Here is a 19149-nt window from a genome sequence, read left to right on the forward strand (position 1 = left end):
GCCGGCGCGCTGGCGCGTACGCTGGTTCAGCGCCGGCCGCGCGAGCCGGTGCCCGCGAGCGCGGCTCGCAGGACATGGAATTGACGCCCGCCGCGCGGCATCCATCCGACGGCCGCATGGCCGCCGTCTCCAAGCGCGATGGTGAATGCCTCGGGAGGGCTGCCCTCTCGCGTCACGTTCAACGGCGCTGTCCACCCCTGTCCGGCTCGCTTGTACCTGGCTCGCAGTTGCGGCTCCCCGCCTTTGGCCGCCCACACCACCAGCGCATCCCCGCGCCGGTTCACTGCGAGCTGCGCGTCGGGGTTGACCGAACCCGGGTGCGTGACGTTGGAGGCAAGGATGCAGGGCCGGCGCCACTCGCCGTCAGCGCGACTCCACCTGATCAACAGGCCTCCGCCGTCCCACCACCCCAGCAGCGCTCGCCCCTTGGTATCTGTGCCTAGGGGGTTCCAGAAGAACCCATCAGTCGGTGCCGGGTGCCGCGTCGGAGACTGCCAGCGGCCCGAAGGGGTCATGCGCACGGTGAACTGCGACCCAGGCACTGGGTCCCCTTCGTACCCAGTGCGATCACGCAGGACCACCGCGGAACCGTCGGCGCTGACAGTCAAGTCGTGACCCAGGAATCCGCCACCGGGGAGACGTTCCGGGGAACCCCACCCACCCTCGACAGTGCGGCGGACTGCGTACAGGCGTTCGCGAGCGTTGTTCCCCCGACTGAACAGCAACACGACCCGACCCGCATCGTCGATACCCGCCTCTCGCAGCGACGCGTCCTTCGCGACCAGCTCCGCGGGGCCCCACCCTGCGCCGGCGGTCGGCCGGTAGGAGGCGAACAGGCGCTGGCGTGGCCCCTCGAACTGAGTCCAGGCCACCACAGCAGCGCCGGACGAGTTCACTCCAAGCGCATGACCCGAGACGAAGCCAGCTCCCAGCACCGCCGGCAAACTCGACCACCCGCCGCCGGACGAACCTCGGTCGGCGACCGTGACCTCGTAGATCTCGTTGAAGTGGGAGGGTCCGCCGGTGTATCCAAGTCCGTCCGAGAACCACATCAGCGTTTGCACGCCTGCCGCGTCCGCAGCCAGGACGTCGTGCAAGCCGGACCCGTGGAACCCTTGGCGGTGCTCGGGATCCGGAGGACCCGCGGGCGACTGAGGGTCGCCGGGTCCGGGCGGGACGTCCAGAGTGCGAATCTCCCCAGCGTCCAACGAGACGGTCCACGCGACCGTCGCCGCGCCGGTGCGACTCACGAACACATCGTCAAGCGTCCCGTACACGGGTAGACGGTGCGTCACGGTTTCGCCCATGCGCCGCAGGCGCTTCGGCTCCGAGAGGCACGGCGCCGGCCCATCGTCAGCAGTTTCTCGAACCGTGCCGACCTCGGTTGCTGTCTCGGTGGTAGCCACTGCTTCTGGCGATTGCTCGCCCGGTGAGCCAGGCGAATCCTCTACCGCACACGCAACTGCGCTGCCCAGCAGCAGCGACACCACCGCCAGGCGGTGAGCGGTGCTCAGTCTGTGGGTGCCCATGCGGCGAGTGTGCGACAGCCATCGCGCTTCCGCCCAGGGCTACCGTCCCGATCACGCCGGGAACTTCAGGCACATGCTCATCGGCATGAGCGTCGCTCCGCGGGCGTCGTTCGGCGGCGCAATGGGTCAGCCTCAGGAACGCAGCAAATCGACGTGAGCGTCGCTCCACGAGACATATGTATTGACTGACATGAGCTCGACGGACGACGAGGTCCCGGGCTTCACTGTCACGCTGCCGAACAGTTCTCCAACATTCTGGTCACCGTCGAACAGATCCACCGTCACGAGCACGTCTTGATACGTGTCGCTGGGGTTGTCGATTGAGATTGTGCCGGCGAACTCACCGGCATCCCCTTGTTTGACGTCCAGGTCGCTGAAGTCGGGGTCGCTGCCGGTCACGGTCTCCGCCCCGCCTCCGCCGAGGGCGTTGGGGATCGGGATGGGTTCGCGACCGGTGAAGCCTGACCAAGCTACGTAGCTGGATACGACAAACGTGCAAACAAGGAGAACCGCGAAGGCTCTCTTGATGCGCTTGATCATCTGTGGACCTTCGCTCGAGGTTGACCAGCACATGATGTCGCGGACCGTCCACCGGCGCTGGAGATTGAGGCACCTCGGGCCGCGCGGCTCGCGGCGAGGTGACGCTGCTTGACCGCTGCTTGACCGAGCCAAACGAACCCTGCGTCAGGCGTAGTCCTTCGCCACGTACCGCCCATCCGGCGTGATCGGGTCGTCGACGTTGATCGCCTCGACCGCCTCGGTGAGCTCGGCCTCCTCGATCGGGGGGCGGCGGTCGAGGTGGACGCCGGCGATCATGCAGCGCACCGATCCCCCGGCCAGCTCGATCGTCGGGATCTCGACCGCGACGATCTCGCAGGACTCCTCGATCGCGGCGACCTGCTCGGGGCGCAGCGAGCGCTTGGCCCGGGCCGACATGGCCATGACGTAGCGGCGCCTGCCCTCCGGCGTACGTCCGCAGAGCTCGACGGCGTTGCCGGCGAACTCCCGGATCTGCTCCTCGGTCAGCTCCACGATGGTGCGGCCGGTGACGGCGAGGCGCTCGCGCACCTGCTCGCGACGGTGCGCGTCGGGGATCATCTCCAGGGCGATCATCGCGACGTCGGTGCCGATGCAGGCGATGACGTTGGTGTGGTAGACCGGCACGCCCTCGGAGTCGACCGCCTCGAAGGCCATCGGCTCGTAGTTGAAGTCGGTGCAGAAGCGCTCCAGCACCGCGACGTCGGCACGGTGGCTGCGCGCCGTGTAGGCGACGCGGGACACGTGGTCGAGCACCATCGCGCCGGTGCCCTCGAGGAAGATGCCGTCGGGCTCGAGGCCGGAGTAGTCGACGATCGTCTGGACGCGGTACTCCGACTTGAGCATCTCCAGCACGTCGGCGCGACGCTCGTGGCGACGGTTGGAGGCGTACATCGGATAGACCGCGACGCTGCCGCCCGCGTGGGTCGAGACCCAGTTGTTCGGGAAGACGCTGTCGGGGCGGGTGTGGTCGTCGTCGTCGAACACGTGCACCCGTACGCCGACCTCGCGCAGCGCCGCCGCGAGCGCATCCATCTCCGCCAGCGCATGCTCCGACGTGGTGAAGTCGGACTGTCCCTCGGGCGCGTCGGCCTGGAAGGCGTTGTCGGCCGCCGTCGCCGGGTTCGGGACGAAGTTGGTCGCGCGGATGAGGATGACTGCGGAAGGGGCCTGGGCACTCACGGGAGGAATGTAGCCGGATCAGAAGCTGCTGGAGCCACCGCCACCGGAGCCACCCGAGCCGCCTCCCCCACCGAAGCCGCTCGACCCGCCGCCACCGCTGAACCCGCCGCCTCCCGATCCGCCCCCGAAGCCGCCGAAGCTGCTGCTCGAGTTGTTGCGGCTGGCCGCCGCGGCCGCTGCCGCCCGGCGGGCCGCCCGGCGCCGCTGCTCGGCGTCGCGCTGGTCCTGGCGGGCTCGCGCCGCGGCCGCGTGGGCGCGGTCCTTGGCGGCGTCGGCACCCGAGGTGATCGCGGCCAGCGAGGCGGTCTCGGCCTCGGCCTCCGCGAGGAGCGACCTGGCCTCCTCGAGCAGCGCCCGGGCGCCACCGCCGACGTCGCGCTGCGACACCTCGCCGGCAGCGGCAGACACGGCGGACGCGGCGCCCTCGAGCGCGCGCTGGGCGGCCTCGTGGTCGGCGATGCCGCGGTCGACCACCGCCCGCGCTCGCACGAGACCGGCCTCGGCCTCGGCGAGCCGGGCGTCGAGCCGGAGGTAGGGCGGCTTGCTCGCCGTGACGTCGGTGCCCACGGCGGACGCGTCGGACCGCAGGGTCGACACGTCGGGCACCTCGGCGAGGAAGGTCATGGCCGCCGGGTGGGTGGTGACCTGCCCCTGGATCGCGTCGGCCTCGACGACCGCGCGCTGCGCCCGCAGCGGCAGGTCGACGGCCAGCGCCCGGAGGTGCTCCTGGGCGGCCGCAGGTGCGCCCGCGTCGGTGGCGACGGACTCGGCGCTCGCCTGGGCCGCGGTGATCTCCTCGCGGGCCTTGGCGAACTGCTGGTCGCCCATCGAGCTGTGCCGCTCGATCGTGGCCAGTGCCCCGTCGAGCGCCTTGCGGTCGGCCGCGGCCCGGTCGACGGTCGACCGGATGCCCTCGACGCAGCTCGGGTCCTGGTCGCGCTCGAGGCCCTCGGTCGTGACGTACGCGTCGGCGATCGCGGCGTCGAGCGCGGTCATCCGCGCGCGTAGGGCTGCCGTGTCGTCGAGCAGCGCGGCGCGGAAGGCGGCCAGGCCGACCAGCCACGCACGATGCCCGTCGAGGTCGGCGGTGGCGCGCTCGAGCAGCGCCGCGGCGTCGCCGTACCTCTGCTCGGTGACCAGCGCCGTGACTGCGCGGGCACCCTCCTCGGCGGTCTGCGGCGCGGGGTCGTTGTCGGTGGTCTGGTAGCCCTCGGAGCGGCGCGCCACGATCAGGCTGGACACGTCGGTGGCGGCGGCACGCAGCCCCTCCACCCGGCCGGGCAGCTCCGCGCGCAGGGTGTCGTAGGCGGAGAGCCGCTCCTCGACCGCAGCCATCGCGGCGCGGGCCTCCCCCAGCCCCTTCGTGGCGATCGTGACGTCGTGGGCGCCGCGTTGCGCCTCGTCGGTGTCGGCCTTCGCGATCGAGGTGGCGGTGTGCCGGTCGGCGAGCTCGAGGTAGGTCGCGGTGGCGCCCTCGCGGGCGGTGACCGCCTCGGCGTGGGCGGAGCGGATGGCGTCGGCGACCGAGTCGCTGACCGCGGGCAGCGCGGCCACGCGGGCGTCGATCAGCTCGTTGCTCTCGTCGAGGTCGAACCACGCCTGCGCCATGTCGGTCACGGCGGCCGTCAGCGCAGCACGAGCTGCGGCACGCTCCTTGCGACGGCGGCGCAGCCGGACCGCGCCGTAGCCGCCCGCGCCGGCGGCGACCAGGCCGACCGGCACGGCCAGGGCCCACGGCTGCACGTCGGTGGTGTCGCTCCCGACGCCCACCCCGGGGTCGACGGGGAAGTCGGTCGGGTAGCCGGTCGGGTCGTCCGTCGGGTCGTTGGTGCCCGGCGTCGCGGCGTAGGCCCGGCCGTAGGCACGGAGCCCGGCGACCATGCCCTCGGTCCACTCGCCGTTGCCGAACCGGGGTCCCATGGCGTTGCGCTCGATGCGCGGACGCGCGGCGTCGAAGCAGTCGAAGGCCCAGCCGTCGTAGTGGCCGCCCTGGCGGCGGTCAGCGATCGAGACGCCGAGGACGAGGAGCGAGCGCCGCCCGCCGGCGCGGAAGCCCCAGCCGCCGCACTCCTGGCGCGCCGCCACCATGGCGTCGTACACGTTACCGGGGGTGTCCTGCCAGGCGATCACCTTGACCGTCACGCGGTCGTCGAAGGCCGCCTTCGCGGCCCGGGTCACGGCCTGCTCGTCGAGCACGCCGGCGTCGTCGAACACGACCCCGGGGTCGCAGAGGTCCCCTGCTGCCGACGCGTGCGACGGCACGAGCGCCATCCCGCACGCCACCACGGCGAGCGCCGCAGCCCTGCGCAACCGACCGGTCATCGGCGATCCCCCACTCCCCCGCGGAACCCGCTGTCTAGGTGCCGGCGGAGATCTTCCCGACGGCAGCCGCCATCAAACCAGCCACCTCGCCCGGATCGTGGCGGATCGCCGAGTCGTAGCAGGTCAGCTCGGTGACGAGCCAGCCCGGCACGTCGCTCGGGCTCCACATGCCCGACGGCACGATGCCGCGCTCCTCGACGAACGCGACCAGGCGCTCGTTGACCTCGTCCGCCTCGCCCTGGGCGTAGGCGAGGAACGTGCCGATGTGCGGCACCTCGGGCCAGGTGGTGAAGCCGTGCTCGTGGAGGGCGGCGGCGAGGTCGATCCCCCACTGGCGGTACGACGCGAACTCGGGGAGGAACTCGCGCAGGCCCTTCAGCCCGCCGATCGCCGCGGCCGTCATCGAGAAGATCGTGCCGCCCATCCGGGCCCGCCAGGAGCGGAGCTCGCCGGCGAGGTCCTCGGGGCACACGACGAGCGCGCCGCTGGCGCCGCCGAGGCCCTTGTAGAGCGAGACGTACATCGAGTCGACGAGCTCGCCGATCTCGGCCAGGCCCTTGTCCCAGTGGGGAGCGGACTCCCAGATGCGGGCGCCGTCGGCGTGGAACGGCACGCCGCGCTCGCGGGCGGCGGCTGACAGCCCGACCAGGTCGTCCCAGTCTGGTAGGAGGCAGCCGGCGTCACGCAGCGGCAGCTCCACCATCACGGCGCCGAGCCGTCCACCGATGGCGGCGAGGGACTCGGCCGTCGCCGTCTCGCGGCCGGTCGTCAACCACTCCAGCTCGAGCCCGAGCACCCGCCGCGGGCCGTCCTGCTCGTGGTGGACGAGGTGCGACAGGTCGGGCAGCGCCACGCGCCGCGAGCCGGACCGGTCGCACCACGCGCGCAGGGCCGCCTGCTGGGCCATGATCCCGCTCGGGAACATCACCGCCGCGGGCTTGCCGAGCAGCTCGGCGACCTCGGACTCGAGCTGCGCGACCGCGCCGCGCTCGCCGTAGCGGTCCCAGTCGAGGTCGTGCTCCTCGGCGAAGGCGGCCAGCTCGGCCAGCATCGCGGCCGGCGTCGATGCCGGTCGCGAGAAGATGGTCTCCGCGGTGGCCGAGGCCGCGCGGAACCGGTCCTGGAGCTCGGTCACCTCAGGCCTGGCGCTTGAACCAGTACGTCGTCTCCGGCCCGGGGATGACCTGGACGAGCTCCCAGCCGTTGACGCCGAGCGAGGTGAGGAGGTCCTCCCACGACTCTGTGCCCGCGACGAGCGCCTCCGGGTCGGCGTTGTAGCCGCCGACCTCGACGTTGCCCTGGTCGTCGACAGTGATCTCGAGGTGTGCCCAAGCAGCCATGCGGCGATCCTGCCATGCCGGTCAACGGCCCAGCGCCCACTCCTGCCGCACGTGGCAGGCCCCCGACTCCCACCACGTCAGCTGGAGCCGGTCGAGGACGACCTCGACCGGAAGCACGTCGGCCAGCAGGACTGCGGTCGAGGCCAGGTCGACGACCTCGGAGGCCGCGTCCACGGTGAGGTGCGGACGCACGTCGTCGAACTCCCCGCCGTACGGCGGCCAGGCGGGGAAGGCGGCCACCAGCCGTGCCGTCAGGTCGCGCAGCGGACCGTCGGGGTCGGGCACGACGTGGATGATCCCGTTGGGGAACTGCGCGAGGTCGGCGAGGCGGACCCGCACCGGCGGAGTCGCGGCCACCAGCTCCGCGATCCGGCCCAGGACCTCGGCCGACGGGTCGGGGTCGAACGGTCCGAGCGCGGTGATGTGGGCGTGCCCGAAGCGCGGGTCGGTGGAGACGAAGCCCGCGTCGTAGTGGGCTGTCCGGGCGCGCACCCACTCCTCGAGCGGCGGGACCGGCAGCTGGAGGACGGAGTGGCCGGTCACGGGCCAAGACTGGCAGGTGCCGACTCCGCATCCGCCCCCTAGGCTGGCCCGGCCATGGACCAGACCCGCATCGCGCCGCCCTCGCCCACCGTCGCCGCCCGCGCGCAGGAGCGCCTCGCCGGGCTCGCCACACCGCCGGGCGCGCTCGGTCGCATCGGGGAGGTCGGCGCCTGGCTGGCCGCCGCCCAGGGCGAGGTTCCGCCGCGCCCGCTGGACGACGTACGACTCGTGGTGCTGGCGGGCGACCACGGCGTCGCCGCGCACGGGGTCTCGGCGTACCCACCGGCGATCACCGAGGCGATGGTGCGCACGATCGTGTCCGGCCGCGCCGGCGTCTCCGCGCTCGCCGCGGCGCACGGGGTGAGCGTCCAGGTCCTCGACGTCGCGGTCGACGCCGACCTCGCCGACCTGCCGCCCGAGGTGACCGCGCACAAGGTGCGGCGCGGCTCCGGGCCGATCCACCTCACTGACGCGCTCACCCGCGAGGAGACCGAGCAGTCCCTCGCCCTCGGCGCGCGGCTGGCCCGCGAGCACGTCGAGTCCGGCGCCCAGCTGCTGATCACCGGCGATCTCGGGATCGGCAACACCACGCCCGCGGCGGCTCTGGTCGCCGCCGTGCTCGGGCTGCCCGCCGACGAGGTGACCGGCCGCGGCACCGGCATCGACGACGACGGCTGGACCCGCAAGCGCGACGTGATCGCCCAGGCGCTCGCCCGCGCCGAGGGCCGCACCGAAGACCCGGTCGACGTCCTCACCGCGCTCGGCAGCGCCGACCTCGCCGCCACGACCGGCTTCCTGGTCTGGGCCTCCACGCTCGGCACCCCGGTGCTGCTCGACGGCCTGATGTCGGTCGCCTGCGCGGTCGTCGCCGAGGCGATGGCGCCGGGCGCGAGCGCGTGGTGGGTCGCCGGGCACCGCTCGACCGAGCCCGCGCAGACCCACGCCCTGAAGTCGCTCGGCCTCGAGCCGCTCCTCGACATCGGCATGCGGCTCGGCGAGGGCTCCGGGGCCGTGGCCGCGCTGCCGGTGCTGCGCTCGGGCATCGCGGTGATGCGGGACGTCGCGCTGCTGTCCGAGATCCTCCCTTCGTGACCCGAGCCTCGACGCTGCGTGACGGCTGGCTGCACGCGACGAGCACCCTGAGCGCCGTCCGGGTGCCCCCGCCGAGCCGGGTCGACCGCGCGGTCGCAGGTACGGCGATGGTGCTCGCGCCGGTGGCCGCTCTCCCCCTCGGCGCGGCCGCGGCTGTCGTCGTGCTCGTCGCCGACCTGGTCGACCTCCCGGCCCTCGCGACGGCGTACGTCGTGCTGCTCACGCTCGCCCTCGGCACCCGCGCCTTCCACTGGGACGGGCTCGCGGACACCGCCGACGGCCTCACCGCCTCCTACTCCCCCGAGCGCTCGCTCGAGGTGATGCGCACCGGGCCCGTCGGCCCCGCGGGCGTCGTCGCCGTGGTGCTGGTGAGCGGGATGCAGGCCGCCGGGCTCACCGCCGTCGTACGCCACGAGCACGCGTGGTGGGCCGTCGGCCTGCTGGTGTGCGCGTCGCGGGCCGCGCTCGCCGTGTGCTGCGTGCGCGGGGTGCCGGCCGCCCGCGCCGACGGGCTGGGCGCGACCCACATCGGCGCCGTCCCCGTCGTCGGGGCGATCGCCACCCTGCTCGTGGCCGCGGTCGCGACGGCGTTCGCCGGGCACGCCCTCGGGTCGGCAGTGCCGACGCTGATCGGTCTCGTGGTGATGGTGGCCGCGGTCCTCGCGCTCCTCCTGCGGTGCGTACGACGACTCGGCGGGATCACGGGCGACGTGCTGGGCGCGGCCACCGAGCTGTCGTTCGCCGTGCTGGTCCTGGCCGCAGCGACCGTCTGAAACGATGGCCGCCATGCGGATCCTGGTCACCGGTGGCGTGCGGTCTGGCAAGTCGACCCACGCCGAGGCGCTCGTCGGCGAGGGCCCCGCGACCTACGTCGCCGCCGGTCCTACGCCCGACGTCGACACCGACCCCGACTGGGCCGCGCGGATCGCCGCGCACCGCGCGCGACGGCCTGCCACCTGGACCACGCTCGAGACCCAGGACCTCGCGACGGCCGTCCGCGAAGCGGACGCCCCCGTGCTGATCGACTGCCTCGGCACCTGGCTCACCGCCGTCATCGACGACGCCGGCGCCTGGGAGCAGGACAACGACGTCGTCCTCGGGCTCGTCGTGGCGCACGTCGACGAGCTGGCCGCCGCGGTGCGCGACAGCGCGCACGACGTCGTCCTGGTGACCAACGAGGTCGGCCTCGGTGTCGTCCCCGAGCACCGCTCCGGCCGGCTCTTCCGCGACCTGCTCGGCACGGTCAACCAGCGCGTCGCCGCGGCCTGCGACGAAGTGCATCTCGTGGTCGCCGGGCGCGTGCTGCGGCTCTAGCGGTGGGCCTTATCGTCGCTGCATGACCTCACTCGTGGCCGAGGTGATGCTCCGGTCGCCGATCGTGCTCGACCGGTCGGCGACCGTGGACGAGGTGCGCACTGTCTTCGCCGGCACCCACGTCCACATGGTGCTCCTGACGCCGACCGGTCGCGTGGGCGAGCCGCTGCTCGGCACGCTCGTCCGCGACGACCTGGCCGCGCCCGAGATGGCCCGGGGTCCGGTGCTCCCCCACGCCCGGCTCGCCGGCCGGACGGTGGGCGCCGACCTGCTTGCGGACGACGTACGACGCTCGATGCAGGCAGCCGGGAAGCGCCGCGCCGCCGTCGTCGACGCCGGCGGGCTGCTCCTCGGGCTGCTCTGCCTCAAGCACCACGGCGGCGGCTTCTGCACCGACGCCGGCGTCGCCTCCCGCCGGGCCGCGCGCAGGTCCGACCAGTCGGAGGCCGTCAGCCGACCGCCTGGAACCTGACCTCGGCCGCGAGCCCGTCGTCGGGGCTGGTGCCACCGCAGGAGTACGCGCTGCCGCCACCGCAGCCGGTCATCCGGGTGCTGCCGTTGGCCAGCGTCACCTCGACCGAGGAGACCTTGCCGTTGACGAACGGCACGATCACGAAGCCCCTGCCGTTCTTCGCGACCGGCACCGGGGTGGTCCACGTGCCACCGCCGGCGCGGTTCACGGTGACGACCGCGCGCGCGACCTTGGCGTCGTCGAGGTCCACCCGCACGAGGAGCAGCTTGCTGCCTGCGAACGGCAGCACCTCGCCGGTGGCGCTGGTGAGGTGGTCGAGGGTGGCGCTGCGTCGTGCGCTGGGCGACTTGCGGGCCAGCTGCACGCTCTCGATCGTGTTCGGCGCGGTCGGGTAGGCCTGCTCGACGGCCTCGTCGTAGGAGTCGGCCGGGTGCTGGTTGGCGTCGGCGTAGGCGGCGTACTGGTCCGGGGTGGACGTGCGGCGCGCGGCGAGCACCTTGTCGATCGCCTGGAGCGAGTAGAGCGTGTTGGGGCGCTTCGTGGTGTCGAGCGCCTCCCAGACCTGGCGAACCAGGTTCGGGACGCCGGCGGTCGTGTCGTCGTACTTCTCGGTCAGGAAGCGCCAGAAGCCCCAGTTGCCGTAGGCCGTGAGGTCGTAGGTGTCGAGCGGCGTCGACGGGCCGGCGAGCGGGTAGAAGGACGGGTCGCCCATCTGGCCGTAGTTGAGGAAGAACGCGTTGTCGTTCACGTCGTCGTAGAGCACGTCCTCCATCGCGGTGGCCGTGGACTCCATCAGCCAGCCGTCGTCCTCGGCGTCGTAGGCGAACTGGACGGCGTGGAAGTACTCGTGGGCGACGGTGATGCCGAGCGCCGCCTGAGGCGAGAGCCACGGGGTGCTGGCGTAGTCGTTGTCGAAGCCGCAGTAGGCGTACCACGCGCTGCCGACGACCGGGCCGTCCGCGTCGGAGCGGCAGTAGCCCAGGGCGCCGACCGAGTCGATGTCGCCGAGGTAGAAGTCCATCCGGGTGTCGCCCTCCTGCCCGGCGTCGGGCAGCGGACGCTTGAAGCCCGCGGCGGCGTAGACGCCGGCGACGTGCTCGATCGTGGCGAACGCCGTCGCCGCGAACTCCGGCGTCGAGGCGTGCGGCCCCTCTTCGACCCAGTGCAGGCAGAAGGCCGCGTTGCACTGCGTCTTCAGGTCGGCGTCGGGGCCGTAGTAGATGTCGCGCGGGTCGTTCGGGTCGTCGGGCGGGGTGGTCGGCCGAGCCAGGAGCCTCTCGGCCGAGGCGCGGTCGGCGCCACGCAGCGCGTCCTTGGCGATGAAGAGGTCGCGCATCGCCAGCGTCTGGTCGACGCCCCGCCCCTGGCCCTGTCCGGCGAGTGCGTCCTGGGCGGCGTCGAGCGCGGCCTCGGCCGCCTTCCTCTCCTGGGTCGTCCCGGCCGAGCCGGGATCGGCGGCACCGGCCGTCGGCGCGACGGCGAGCGTCGTACCGAGGGCCAGGGTCAGCAGTGGGGCGAGCAGGGCGGCACGGGGGTGGGGGCGCATGGCGCAATCACAGCAGCACCACGGGTCCCAGCGCCATGGGTCTCAGGGCTGTTCAGCCTTTCGACCGACGGGTTCGCCCGAAGGTGGCGGCGTACGACATCGATTCAGCCTCGCAGCATGTCGTCCGCCGCCACCTCCAGCACGACGGACCCGAAGGTGGCGGCATACGGCATCGAATCGGCCCCGCAGCATGTCGTCCGCCGCCACCCTCAGAGCCGGCAGGACAAGCGGTCAGCCGGGACGTCACAGGGTGCATGCCGGCGCCGTCCACTGGGTGATGTCCGAGGTGTCGAGACGCGCCAGCATCGGCGTCATCGGCCGCCCCTTCTCCTGGTAGAGCCGCGACCCCGACTCACTGACCACCCACAGCTGGTCGCGGCCCGTCAGCGCCATCCCCTCCGCCCCGGGCACGAACGCGCGGCTCGTGCCGTCGGGGCCGACGAGTACGCCGCACGAGGTGTTCGACCGCGCCAGCCAGAGCCCCGGACCGACGCCGCCGAGCTCGGCCCAGAGGGCGCCCTGGACGTCGGGCGGGATCCGCACCGCGTCGACCGCGTCACCCTCGTCGAGGACGTACGCCGACGAGGCAAGCATCGCGTCGACGTCGAACCACCACAGCCGTGCGGGGTTCTCCGCCCGGAAGCGTCCCAGCCCCAGCCGACCGTCCTTACCGAAGACGGCGAACGACCCGCGCACCGGGTCGGTCAGCGCCCACCCGCGCACGGGCTCGAGGGTGTCGGGGTCGAGCAACCACAGCCGCAGCGTCTCCGCGAGCCAGACGCCGTGCTCGTCGGCCACCACGCCGCCGCCGTGGCGGCACTCGGTCGGCTGCCGCGGCCCGACCTGCCCGACGACCGGGTAGCGCGACCGGATCAGCTCGCCGGACTTCAGGTCCATCGACTGCATCGTGCAGAGCCGGTGCCCGGCGAGCTTGGTCCCGTCGAAGCTCGCGACGTAGGCCGTGCCGTCCGCGATCGTCATCCCCTGCGGCACCAGCCACTCGTCGGCGCCCGGCACCCAGCGACCGGCACACATGGCGTGGTCGTTGGCGAAGCGCGCGAGCTGCGGCGACCCGTAGGACGGCCGGTGGCCCCGCACGTCGGCGTACGTCACGGGTCCGCATCCGGTCGCCGAGTCCAGCTCGGGCCGGACCGTGCACGCGCTCGTGAGCAGGGCGGCCACCACCGCCCCCACGACGCACAGCCGAACCCCCGCCACGCCGCCCACGCTACGCGGCGATTGCCCTAGTCTCCCCGAATGGACCACGCGTCGTTCACGGCAGTCACCGAGTCGGGCGAGCTCGGCGGTCGGGTGGTCGGGGACGGCCCCCGTGTCCTCGCGCTCCACGGCGGGCCGGGCCTGGGCTACGAGTACCTGGGCGACGTCGTGGACGAGGTCGCCGCGCGCTATCGGGTCGCCACCTTCCAGCAGCGCGGGCTGGCGCCGTCCACGCTCGACGGCGAGTTCACCATCGCCGAGGCAATCAGCGACATCGTGGCGGTCCTCGATGCGCTCGGGTGGGCGACGGCGTACGTGATGGGCCACTCGTGGGGTGGGCACCTCGCCTTCCATGCGGCCGCCGCGATCCCGGAACGGTTGGACGGCATCCTCGCGGTCGACCCGCTCGGCGCTGTGGCTGACGGCGGAGCAGCAGCGTTCGGCGCCGAGCTCGTCGCGCGCATGAAGGACGGGAGTCGTGCAGCTCTCGCCGAGCTGACGACCCGCGAGGAGGCCGAGGGCCTGTCCCTCGACGAGGAGATCGAGCAGCTCCGGCTGCTGTGGCCCTCCTACTTCGCCGATCCGGCGACAGCGCCGGAGATGCCGCCGATCAGGATGTCCCCGGGATCGAGCGGAGGGCTGTGGGGTGACCTCGTCGCGCGCCTGCCGGAGCTCGAGGCCGCCCTTCCGACCATCACCGTGCCGACAGGCGTGCTCGCCGGCGAGGGCAGCCCGATTCCCACGACGGCCGCGACCGACACGGCGGACCGCATCCCGGGCGCGTGGTCGTCCGTCGTCCCCGGAGCTGGTCACTTCGTGTGGATCGAGTCACCGGGCACGGTCCTTGCCGCGATGGACCGGCTCGTCAGATCAGCAGGACGTAGGACGCGAGCGCGACCAGCCAGGACACGAAGGAGCCGAGCAGGAAGTACTCCGTCATCTCGTGCACGGTCTGCTGCTCCTGGCGCGAGGACAGCTCGGGGAACCTGAGCAGGCCCTTGGCCGCCACCACGATGCTGGCCGCCGTCACCTGACCGCCCAGCGCCAGGGCGAGGATGAAGACGCGCTCGAGCGGGCCGAGCAGGCGCCCGCCCTTGAGCTGCGTGGGCGGGAGCCCGCCGTCCTTGCGGGGATTGATCGTGCCGGTGGACTTCAGCGCCAGCCGGACGAGCACGTTGCCCGTCGAGAGCTGTACGCCGAAGGCACCGAGGAGGAGCAGGAACCGGTCGGCGTGCAGCCCCTGGACCGCCGGCAAGGAGATGGAGTCGAGCCAGCGGTCGAGGAGGCCACCCGCCTCGGGCGCGAGACCGGAGCAGGCCACACCGGCCACGAGCGCGGCGGTGAAGACCCCGAGCGGCAGCCACGCGGCCGACTGGGCGGGGTGGCCGAAGCCCCACGTCACCGCGAAGCCCCAGACCAGTACCACGACGGCGACCACGAGGAGCGCGAGCAGGTCGCGCCCGGTCGTCAGGTCGGCGAGGACGCCGAGCACCAGCACCGCGAGGACGCCCACCACCTGCGGCAGCACCTTGACCTTGCGCACCGAGTGCGTCAGGTCGGTGACGGCGAACCCGACCAGCAGGATCCCGAGCCAGCTCATTCGTTGTCTCCTACGTCGATTCGCGCTCCCGAGTCCGGGGCCGGCCTCACAGCCGGCGCACCAGCTCGTCGGCGGCCAGCAGGACCCCGAGCCCGTCGGACCGGATCCGCTGCGAGACCGCGGACGGGCTGATGCCCAGCTCCTCCGCGATCTCCTGCTGCTGCCTACCCCTCAGCAGACCATCCAGGACCGACATCGAGCGCTCCGACAGGCCGCTGACGACCTGGTCGCGTGTCATCAGGGCGGCGTTGACCAACGCCGGATCAGGTCCGGCCACGCCCTCGGCGGCGGCGTACGCCGTCCGGACCGCACGCAGGGCAGCCTTGCGCTCGTAGCCCTCCACCGCCTCGATCGCCGACCGGGCGGCCCACCAGCCGGGGCCGTCCTCGACCCGCGGCTCCTCGGACAGGACGAGCACGCGTCCCCACCCGATGCCCTGGCGGACGTCGACGTCGGGCCACAGCGCCATCCGCACCCGGAGGGTGGCCGCCATCGCGTCGCCGAGGTCGGCGAAGATCCCCTGGAACTCGTCGCCCACACCGATCCGCAGCGGGACGGGCGGGGCGTACTCCGTGTTGACGGCGTCGACGGCCTTGACGAACCGGGCGTGGACCGCCGCACGGTCCTCGCGCCGGCGCGAGCCGACGAGGTCACCGATGATCGTCACTGAAGCATCGAGCTTCACGTCACTCATATGAAGAGAATACCTTCTTCTGAGCGAGATGAACAGGGAGGCTTCATTCCCAGAAGACGCGCTCCACCACGGCGTGCGCCCGGCGCGTGGTCCGGAGGTAGTCGTTGACCATCTGGTCCGAGGACCCCGGCGGGTAGCCCAGCACCCGGGCCACCGCGGCCCGCTCGCGGCTGTCGCGCGGCAGCTGGTCGGCGGGCTTGCCCCGGACCAGCGTCACCGCGTTGCGGACCCGGCTGACCAGCCGCCAGGCCTCGGCGAGCGTGCGGGCGTCGTCCTCGGCGATCAGCTCGGCAGCGGCCGCGGCCTCCAGCGCGGGGAGGGTCTGCGGGGTGCGCAGCGCCTCGACCCGACCGGCGTGCCGCATCTGGAGCAGCTGCACCGTCCACTCGACGTCGGCCAGTCCCCCGCGCCCGAGCTTGAGGTGGGTGGTGCGGTCGGCACCCCGCGGCAGCCGCTCGACGTCGACGCGCGCCTTGATCCGGCGTACCTCCACCACGTCCGCGTCGGTGATGCCGTCGGCCGGGAAGCGCAGTGGGTCGATCAGCGCGGTGAACTCGCGCCGCAGCTCCTCGTCGCCGGCGACCGCGTCGGCGCGCAGCAGGGCCTGGAACTCCCACACGTGCGACCACTTGGCGTAGTAGGCGGCGTAGGACTCCACCGTGCGCACCATCGGGCCGTTCTTGCCCTCGGGTCGCAGGTCGGGGTCGACCTCGAGCGGCGGGTCGCTGGCCGGCAGCGACAGCAACCGCCGCACCTCCGCGACCACGGCCGTCGCGAACGACGAGGCGACCTGCGCTTCCACGCCCTCGACCGGGTCGTGCACGAACATCACGTCGGCGTCGCTGCCGTAGGACAGCTCGAAGCCGCCGTAGCGGCCCATCGCGATCACCGCGATCCGGCTGGGCGGCTCGGCGAGGTCGCGCTGGCGGCGTACGGACTCGGTGGCGATGTCGAGGGTGGCCTGCAGGGTGGCGTCGGTGAGCCGGCTCAGGCCCTGCCCGACCAGCGCCACGTCGGTCCCGGCCACGAGCTCGCCGCACGCGATCCGCAGCAGCTCACGACGGCGTACGGCGCGCACCGCCCCGACCGCGGCCTCCGGGGAGTCGGCGCGCTCGACCAGCGCCTCCATCTCGGTGAGGGCCGCCTCGGCGCTGAGCGGGACGAGCGACTCCCCCAGCATCTTCACGCCCTGCGGCTCCCGCTCGAGCAGGTCGGTGGCGTAGCGCGAGGTGCCCAGGAGGTACGCCAGTCGCTCGGCGACCTCGCCCTCGTCGCGCAGCATCGTGAGGTACCACGGCGTCCGGCCGAGGCTCTCGCTGATCCGGCGGAAGCCGAAGAGCCCGGCGTCGGGGTCGGGCGAGTCGGCGAACCACTCCAGCAGCACCGGAAGCAGTGTGCGCTGGATGTCGGAGGTGCGCGACACGCCGCTGGTCAGGGCCTCGAGGTGGCGCAGCGCGGCCTTCGGGTCGGCGTACCCCAGCGCGGCCAGGCGGGCCTCGGCGGCCTCGAGCGAGAGCCGGGCCTCGGTGCCGGCGAGCTTGGCGACGGCGCCGAGCAGCGGGCGGTAGAACAGCTTCTCGTGGAGCCGGCGCACCTCGCGGCGGTGGTAGCGCCACTGCTTGTCAAGCTGGGCGACCGGCTCGGAGAACAGCCCCAATGAACGGCCGATCCGTCGCAGCGAGGCCTCGTCGTCGGGTAGCACGTGGGTGCGGCGGAGCTGGTAGAGCTGGATGCGGTGCTCGAGGGTGCGCAGGAAGGAGTACGCCTCGTGCAGCTTCTCGCCGTCCTCGCGGCCGACGTAGCCGCCCGCGGTCAGCCGCGCGAGTGCGCTCAGGGTGGCGCCCTCGCGCAGCGACGGATCCGCGCGCCCGTGCACGAGCTGGAGCAGCTGCACGGCGAACTCGACGTCGCGCAGGCCTCCCGAGCCGAGCTTGATCTGCCGCTCGGCCTCGTGGGCCGGGATGTGGTCGATGACGCGGCGCCGCATCGCCTGGACGTCGGCGACGAAGCCGTCGCGCTCGGCGGCGCTCCACACCATCGGCTCGATGACCGCGAGGTAGTCGCGCCCCAGCGCGAGGTCGCCGGCAACCGGGCGGGCCTTGAGCAGCGCCTGGAACTCCCAGGTCTTGGCCCACTTCTCGTAGTAGCCGCGGTGGCTCGCGAGCGTGCGGACCAGCGGCCCGTTCTTGCCTTCGGGGCGCAGGTTGGCGTCGACCGGCCAGATGGTGCCCTCGCGGGTGTGGTCGGAGCAGATCCGCATCAGGTGCGAGGCGAGCTGGGTGGCGCTGCGCAGGGCCACGCCCTCGTCCGCGCCCTCCCCTGAATCGGATCGGGTGGGCTCGTAGACGTAGACCACGTCGACGTCGGAGATGTAGTTGAGCTCGTGGCCGCCGCACTTGCCCATCGCGATCACGGACAGCCGCGCCGCGTCGGCGGCCTCGCCGACGCGCGCGCGGGCGACCGCGAGGGCGGCGTCGAGCGTGGCGGCGGCGAGGTCGGAGATCTCCGCGGCCGCGTCGTCGACGCCGACGTGGTGGGCGAGGTCGCGCGCGGCGAGCCGCAGCAGGATCCGGCGGTACTCCACCCGCAGCGCGTCGACGGCCTCGGCGTCGGGCAGCGACGCCACCGGCGCCTCGGTGCGGGGGTCGGCGCCGACGGCCGCGAGCATCGACTCGCGCATGGCGTAGGCCGGGGTGCGGGTGCTGCCCAGCGTCGGGTCGGTGAGCTCGCGCCAGTGCTCGGGGTGGCGGGCCAGGTGCGTCGCCAGCGCGGCGCTCGCCCCCAGCACGCAGCACACGCGCATCGCCGTGCCCTCGTCGTCGGCGAGCTCGGCGAACATCGCCGCGCCCGAGCCCGGCTCGCGCTCGTCGAGGGCCTCGCCCAGCCGTAGCAGCCCGGCGAGCGCGGCGTCGGGGTCGGCGGTGGCGGCCAGCTTGTCCTTGAGCGGCCGCCCGGCAGCGCCGAGCCGCTCGATCCCGGCCGCCGCGGCCGCGCCGTCGACGAAGCCGATCCGCACGAACCCGCCGGCCGACGTCGTGGTCACCGCAGCGCTCCCGCCACCACGAGGGCGAACCGCTCGGTCATCGGTCGCCAGTACGACGCCAGCGCCGGGCCCGCCTCCTCGATCGCCGCCAGCACCGCGTCCTCGTCGAAGCCGCGGCCGACCTCGTCCTCGCGGTCCGTCTCGATCCAGCGGCGGATGATGCCGGCGTGGGCCTCCGGGTGCGCCTGGATGCCCCACGCGCGCGGCCCGAACCGGGCGACCTGCACCTCTCCCCCGGGCGTCCGGGCCAGCACCACCGCACCGTCGGGCAGCGTCACCGCCACGTCGTTGTTCCAGTGGATCGCCCGCTCGTCACCGGTGCGCGCGCCGACCCAGTCGTCGGCCGCGGACTCGTCGGTCCAGCCCACCGGCTGCAGCCCGACCGTCTGACCGCGCGGGTTGCGCTCCACGACCCCGCCGAGGGCGACGGCCATCAGCTGGTGGCCCAGGCAGATGCCGAGCAGCGGCGTGCCCGCGGAGACCGCGTCGCGGATGCCCGCCTTGAGCGGCGCCAGCCACGGATGGAGGTCGTCGTCGTTGGCACCCATCTCGCCGCCCAGCACCACCGCGCCGTCGTACGACGTCAGGGCGGGGAGCGCGTCGCCGACGTAGGGGCGGCAGACCTCCAACGTGCAGCCGGCCTCGACCAGCCACTCGCCCACGAGCGCGGGCGGGCACGAGTCCTCGTGCTCGACGACGAGGATGCGCGGGCTCACC

The 19149-nt window shown here is 73.2% G+C and carries 17 protein-coding genes; 5 read left to right on the top strand and 12 right to left on the bottom strand.

Going from position 1 to position 19149, the window contains the following annotated elements; all coding sequences use genetic code 11:
- Positions 1-26: 26 nt before the first annotated feature.
- The 7 genes from J2X46_RS22120 to J2X46_RS22150 all read right to left on the bottom strand — a co-directional run bounded on the left by J2X46_RS22120 (position 27) and on the right by J2X46_RS22150 (position 7453).
- A complete protein-coding gene (locus tag J2X46_RS22120; RefSeq protein WP_310254438.1) occupies positions 27-1529 on the bottom strand; it encodes a hypothetical protein in 1503 nt (500 codons plus the stop codon).
- 132 nt (positions 1530-1661) lie between these two features.
- Positions 1662-2069, bottom strand: coding sequence for a hypothetical protein (locus J2X46_RS22125; RefSeq protein ID WP_310254439.1), 408 nt, complete (start codon positions 2067-2069; stop codon positions 1662-1664).
- A gap of 144 nt (positions 2070-2213) precedes the next feature.
- Complete coding sequence (gene ctlX / locus J2X46_RS22130) at positions 2214-3248, bottom strand: citrulline utilization hydrolase CtlX (RefSeq protein WP_310254441.1); 1035 nt, start codon at positions 3246-3248, stop codon at positions 2214-2216.
- A gap of 18 nt (positions 3249-3266) precedes the next feature.
- Positions 3267-5570, bottom strand: a complete 2304-nt coding sequence (locus J2X46_RS22135; protein ID WP_310254443.1) for a TPM domain-containing protein — start codon at positions 5568-5570, stop codon at positions 3267-3269.
- Between the two features lie 34 nt (positions 5571-5604).
- On the bottom strand, positions 5605-6705 hold the full coding sequence (locus tag J2X46_RS22140) for a beta-eliminating lyase-related protein (RefSeq protein WP_310254444.1): 1101 nt from the start codon (positions 6703-6705) through the stop codon (positions 5605-5607).
- 1 nt (position 6706) lies between these two features.
- Entirely contained in the window at positions 6707-6910 is a 204-nt protein-coding gene (locus J2X46_RS22145; protein ID WP_310254445.1) for a hypothetical protein, read from the bottom strand.
- Positions 6911-6931: 21 nt separating this feature from the next.
- Positions 6932-7453: a 2'-5' RNA ligase family protein gene (locus J2X46_RS22150; RefSeq protein WP_310254447.1), complete on the bottom strand. Its 522-nt coding sequence runs from the start codon at positions 7451-7453 to the stop codon at positions 6932-6934.
- 54 nt (positions 7454-7507) lie between these two features.
- Between J2X46_RS22150 and cobT the strand changes: the two genes are divergently transcribed.
- The 4 genes from cobT to J2X46_RS22170 are packed head-to-tail and all read left to right on the top strand — an operon-like array spanning position 7508 to position 10331.
- Positions 7508-8545 carry a nicotinate-nucleotide--dimethylbenzimidazole phosphoribosyltransferase gene (gene cobT / locus J2X46_RS22155; RefSeq protein ID WP_310254449.1) on the top strand — a complete coding sequence of 346 codons (1038 nt, stop codon included), beginning with the start codon at positions 7508-7510 and terminating at the stop codon, positions 8543-8545.
- The gene (locus tag J2X46_RS22160; RefSeq protein ID WP_310254451.1) at positions 8542-9318 is read left to right on the top strand and encodes an adenosylcobinamide-GDP ribazoletransferase; all 777 of its coding nucleotides are present in this window, start codon (positions 8542-8544) and stop codon (positions 9316-9318) included. The genes cobT and J2X46_RS22160 overlap by 4 nt, the downstream gene beginning before the upstream one ends.
- A 13-nt stretch (positions 9319-9331) precedes the next feature.
- Positions 9332-9859, top strand: a complete 528-nt coding sequence (gene cobU / locus J2X46_RS22165) for a bifunctional adenosylcobinamide kinase/adenosylcobinamide-phosphate guanylyltransferase (protein WP_310254453.1) — start codon at positions 9332-9334, stop codon at positions 9857-9859.
- Between the two features lie 22 nt (positions 9860-9881).
- Complete coding sequence (locus J2X46_RS22170) at positions 9882-10331, top strand: CBS domain-containing protein (protein ID WP_310254455.1); 450 nt, start codon at positions 9882-9884, stop codon at positions 10329-10331.
- On the opposite strand, the gene J2X46_RS22175 is transcribed toward J2X46_RS22170, so the two are convergent.
- Both J2X46_RS22175 and J2X46_RS22180 read right to left on the bottom strand, forming a co-directional pair.
- Positions 10309-11877, bottom strand: a complete 1569-nt coding sequence (locus tag J2X46_RS22175) for an MXAN_6640 family putative metalloprotease (protein ID WP_310254456.1) — start codon at positions 11875-11877, stop codon at positions 10309-10311. The two genes, J2X46_RS22170 and J2X46_RS22175, sit on opposite strands and share 23 nt — an antisense overlap.
- Before the next feature lie 243 nt (positions 11878-12120).
- A complete protein-coding gene (locus J2X46_RS22180; RefSeq protein ID WP_310254458.1) occupies positions 12121-13095 on the bottom strand; it encodes a hypothetical protein in 975 nt (324 codons plus the stop codon).
- A gap of 39 nt (positions 13096-13134) precedes the next feature.
- On the opposite strand from J2X46_RS22180, the gene J2X46_RS22185 reads away from it, so the two are divergent.
- Positions 13135-14085, top strand: a complete 951-nt coding sequence (locus J2X46_RS22185) for an alpha/beta hydrolase (protein ID WP_310254459.1) — start codon at positions 13135-13137, stop codon at positions 14083-14085.
- 656 nt (positions 14086-14741) lie between these two features.
- On the opposite strand, the gene J2X46_RS22190 is transcribed toward J2X46_RS22185, so the two are convergent.
- The 3 genes from J2X46_RS22190 to J2X46_RS22200 are packed head-to-tail and all read right to left on the bottom strand — an operon-like array spanning position 14742 to position 19148.
- Complete coding sequence (locus tag J2X46_RS22190) at positions 14742-15389, bottom strand: SatD family protein (RefSeq protein ID WP_310254460.1); 648 nt, start codon at positions 15387-15389, stop codon at positions 14742-14744.
- Between the two features lie 43 nt (positions 15390-15432).
- Positions 15433-18432, bottom strand: a complete 3000-nt coding sequence (locus J2X46_RS22195) for a bifunctional [glutamine synthetase] adenylyltransferase/[glutamine synthetase]-adenylyl-L-tyrosine phosphorylase (RefSeq protein ID WP_310254461.1) — start codon at positions 18430-18432, stop codon at positions 15433-15435.
- Positions 18429-19148, bottom strand: coding sequence for a type 1 glutamine amidotransferase (locus J2X46_RS22200; protein WP_310254462.1), 720 nt, complete (start codon positions 19146-19148; stop codon positions 18429-18431). The genes J2X46_RS22195 and J2X46_RS22200 overlap by 4 nt, the downstream gene beginning before the upstream one ends.
- Position 19149: the final 1 nt, after the last annotated feature.

Source organism: Nocardioides sp. BE266 (genome assembly GCF_031457855.1).
Classification (GTDB): Bacteria; Actinomycetota; Actinomycetes; order Propionibacteriales; family Nocardioidaceae; genus Nocardioides.

Bases quoted from the DNA above. Each gene is read 5' to 3' on its own strand.
- J2X46_RS22190 (WP_310254460.1), bottom strand. From the start codon at position 15,389: ATGAGTGACGTGAAGCTCGATGCTTCAGTGACGATCATCGGTGACCTC.
- J2X46_RS22145 (WP_310254445.1), bottom strand. From the start codon at position 6,910: ATGGCTGCTTGGGCACACCTCGAGATCACTGTCGACGACCAGGGCAAC.
- J2X46_RS22170 (WP_310254455.1), top strand. From the start codon at position 9,882: ATGACCTCACTCGTGGCCGAGGTGATGCTCCGGTCGCCGATCGTGCTC.
- cobT (WP_310254449.1), top strand. From the start codon at position 7,508: ATGGACCAGACCCGCATCGCGCCGCCCTCGCCCACCGTCGCCGCCCGC.
- J2X46_RS22185 (WP_310254459.1), top strand. From the start codon at position 13,135: ATGGACCACGCGTCGTTCACGGCAGTCACCGAGTCGGGCGAGCTCGGC.
- J2X46_RS22125 (WP_310254439.1), bottom strand. From the start codon at position 2,069: ATGATCAAGCGCATCAAGAGAGCCTTCGCGGTTCTCCTTGTTTGCACG.
- J2X46_RS22175 (WP_310254456.1), bottom strand. From the start codon at position 11,877: ATGCGCCCCCACCCCCGTGCCGCCCTGCTCGCCCCACTGCTGACCCTG.
- cobU (WP_310254453.1), top strand. From the start codon at position 9,332: ATGCGGATCCTGGTCACCGGTGGCGTGCGGTCTGGCAAGTCGACCCAC.
- J2X46_RS22120 (WP_310254438.1), bottom strand. From the start codon at position 1,529: ATGGGCACCCACAGACTGAGCACCGCTCACCGCCTGGCGGTGGTGTCG.
- J2X46_RS22135 (WP_310254443.1), bottom strand. From the start codon at position 5,570: ATGACCGGTCGGTTGCGCAGGGCTGCGGCGCTCGCCGTGGTGGCGTGC.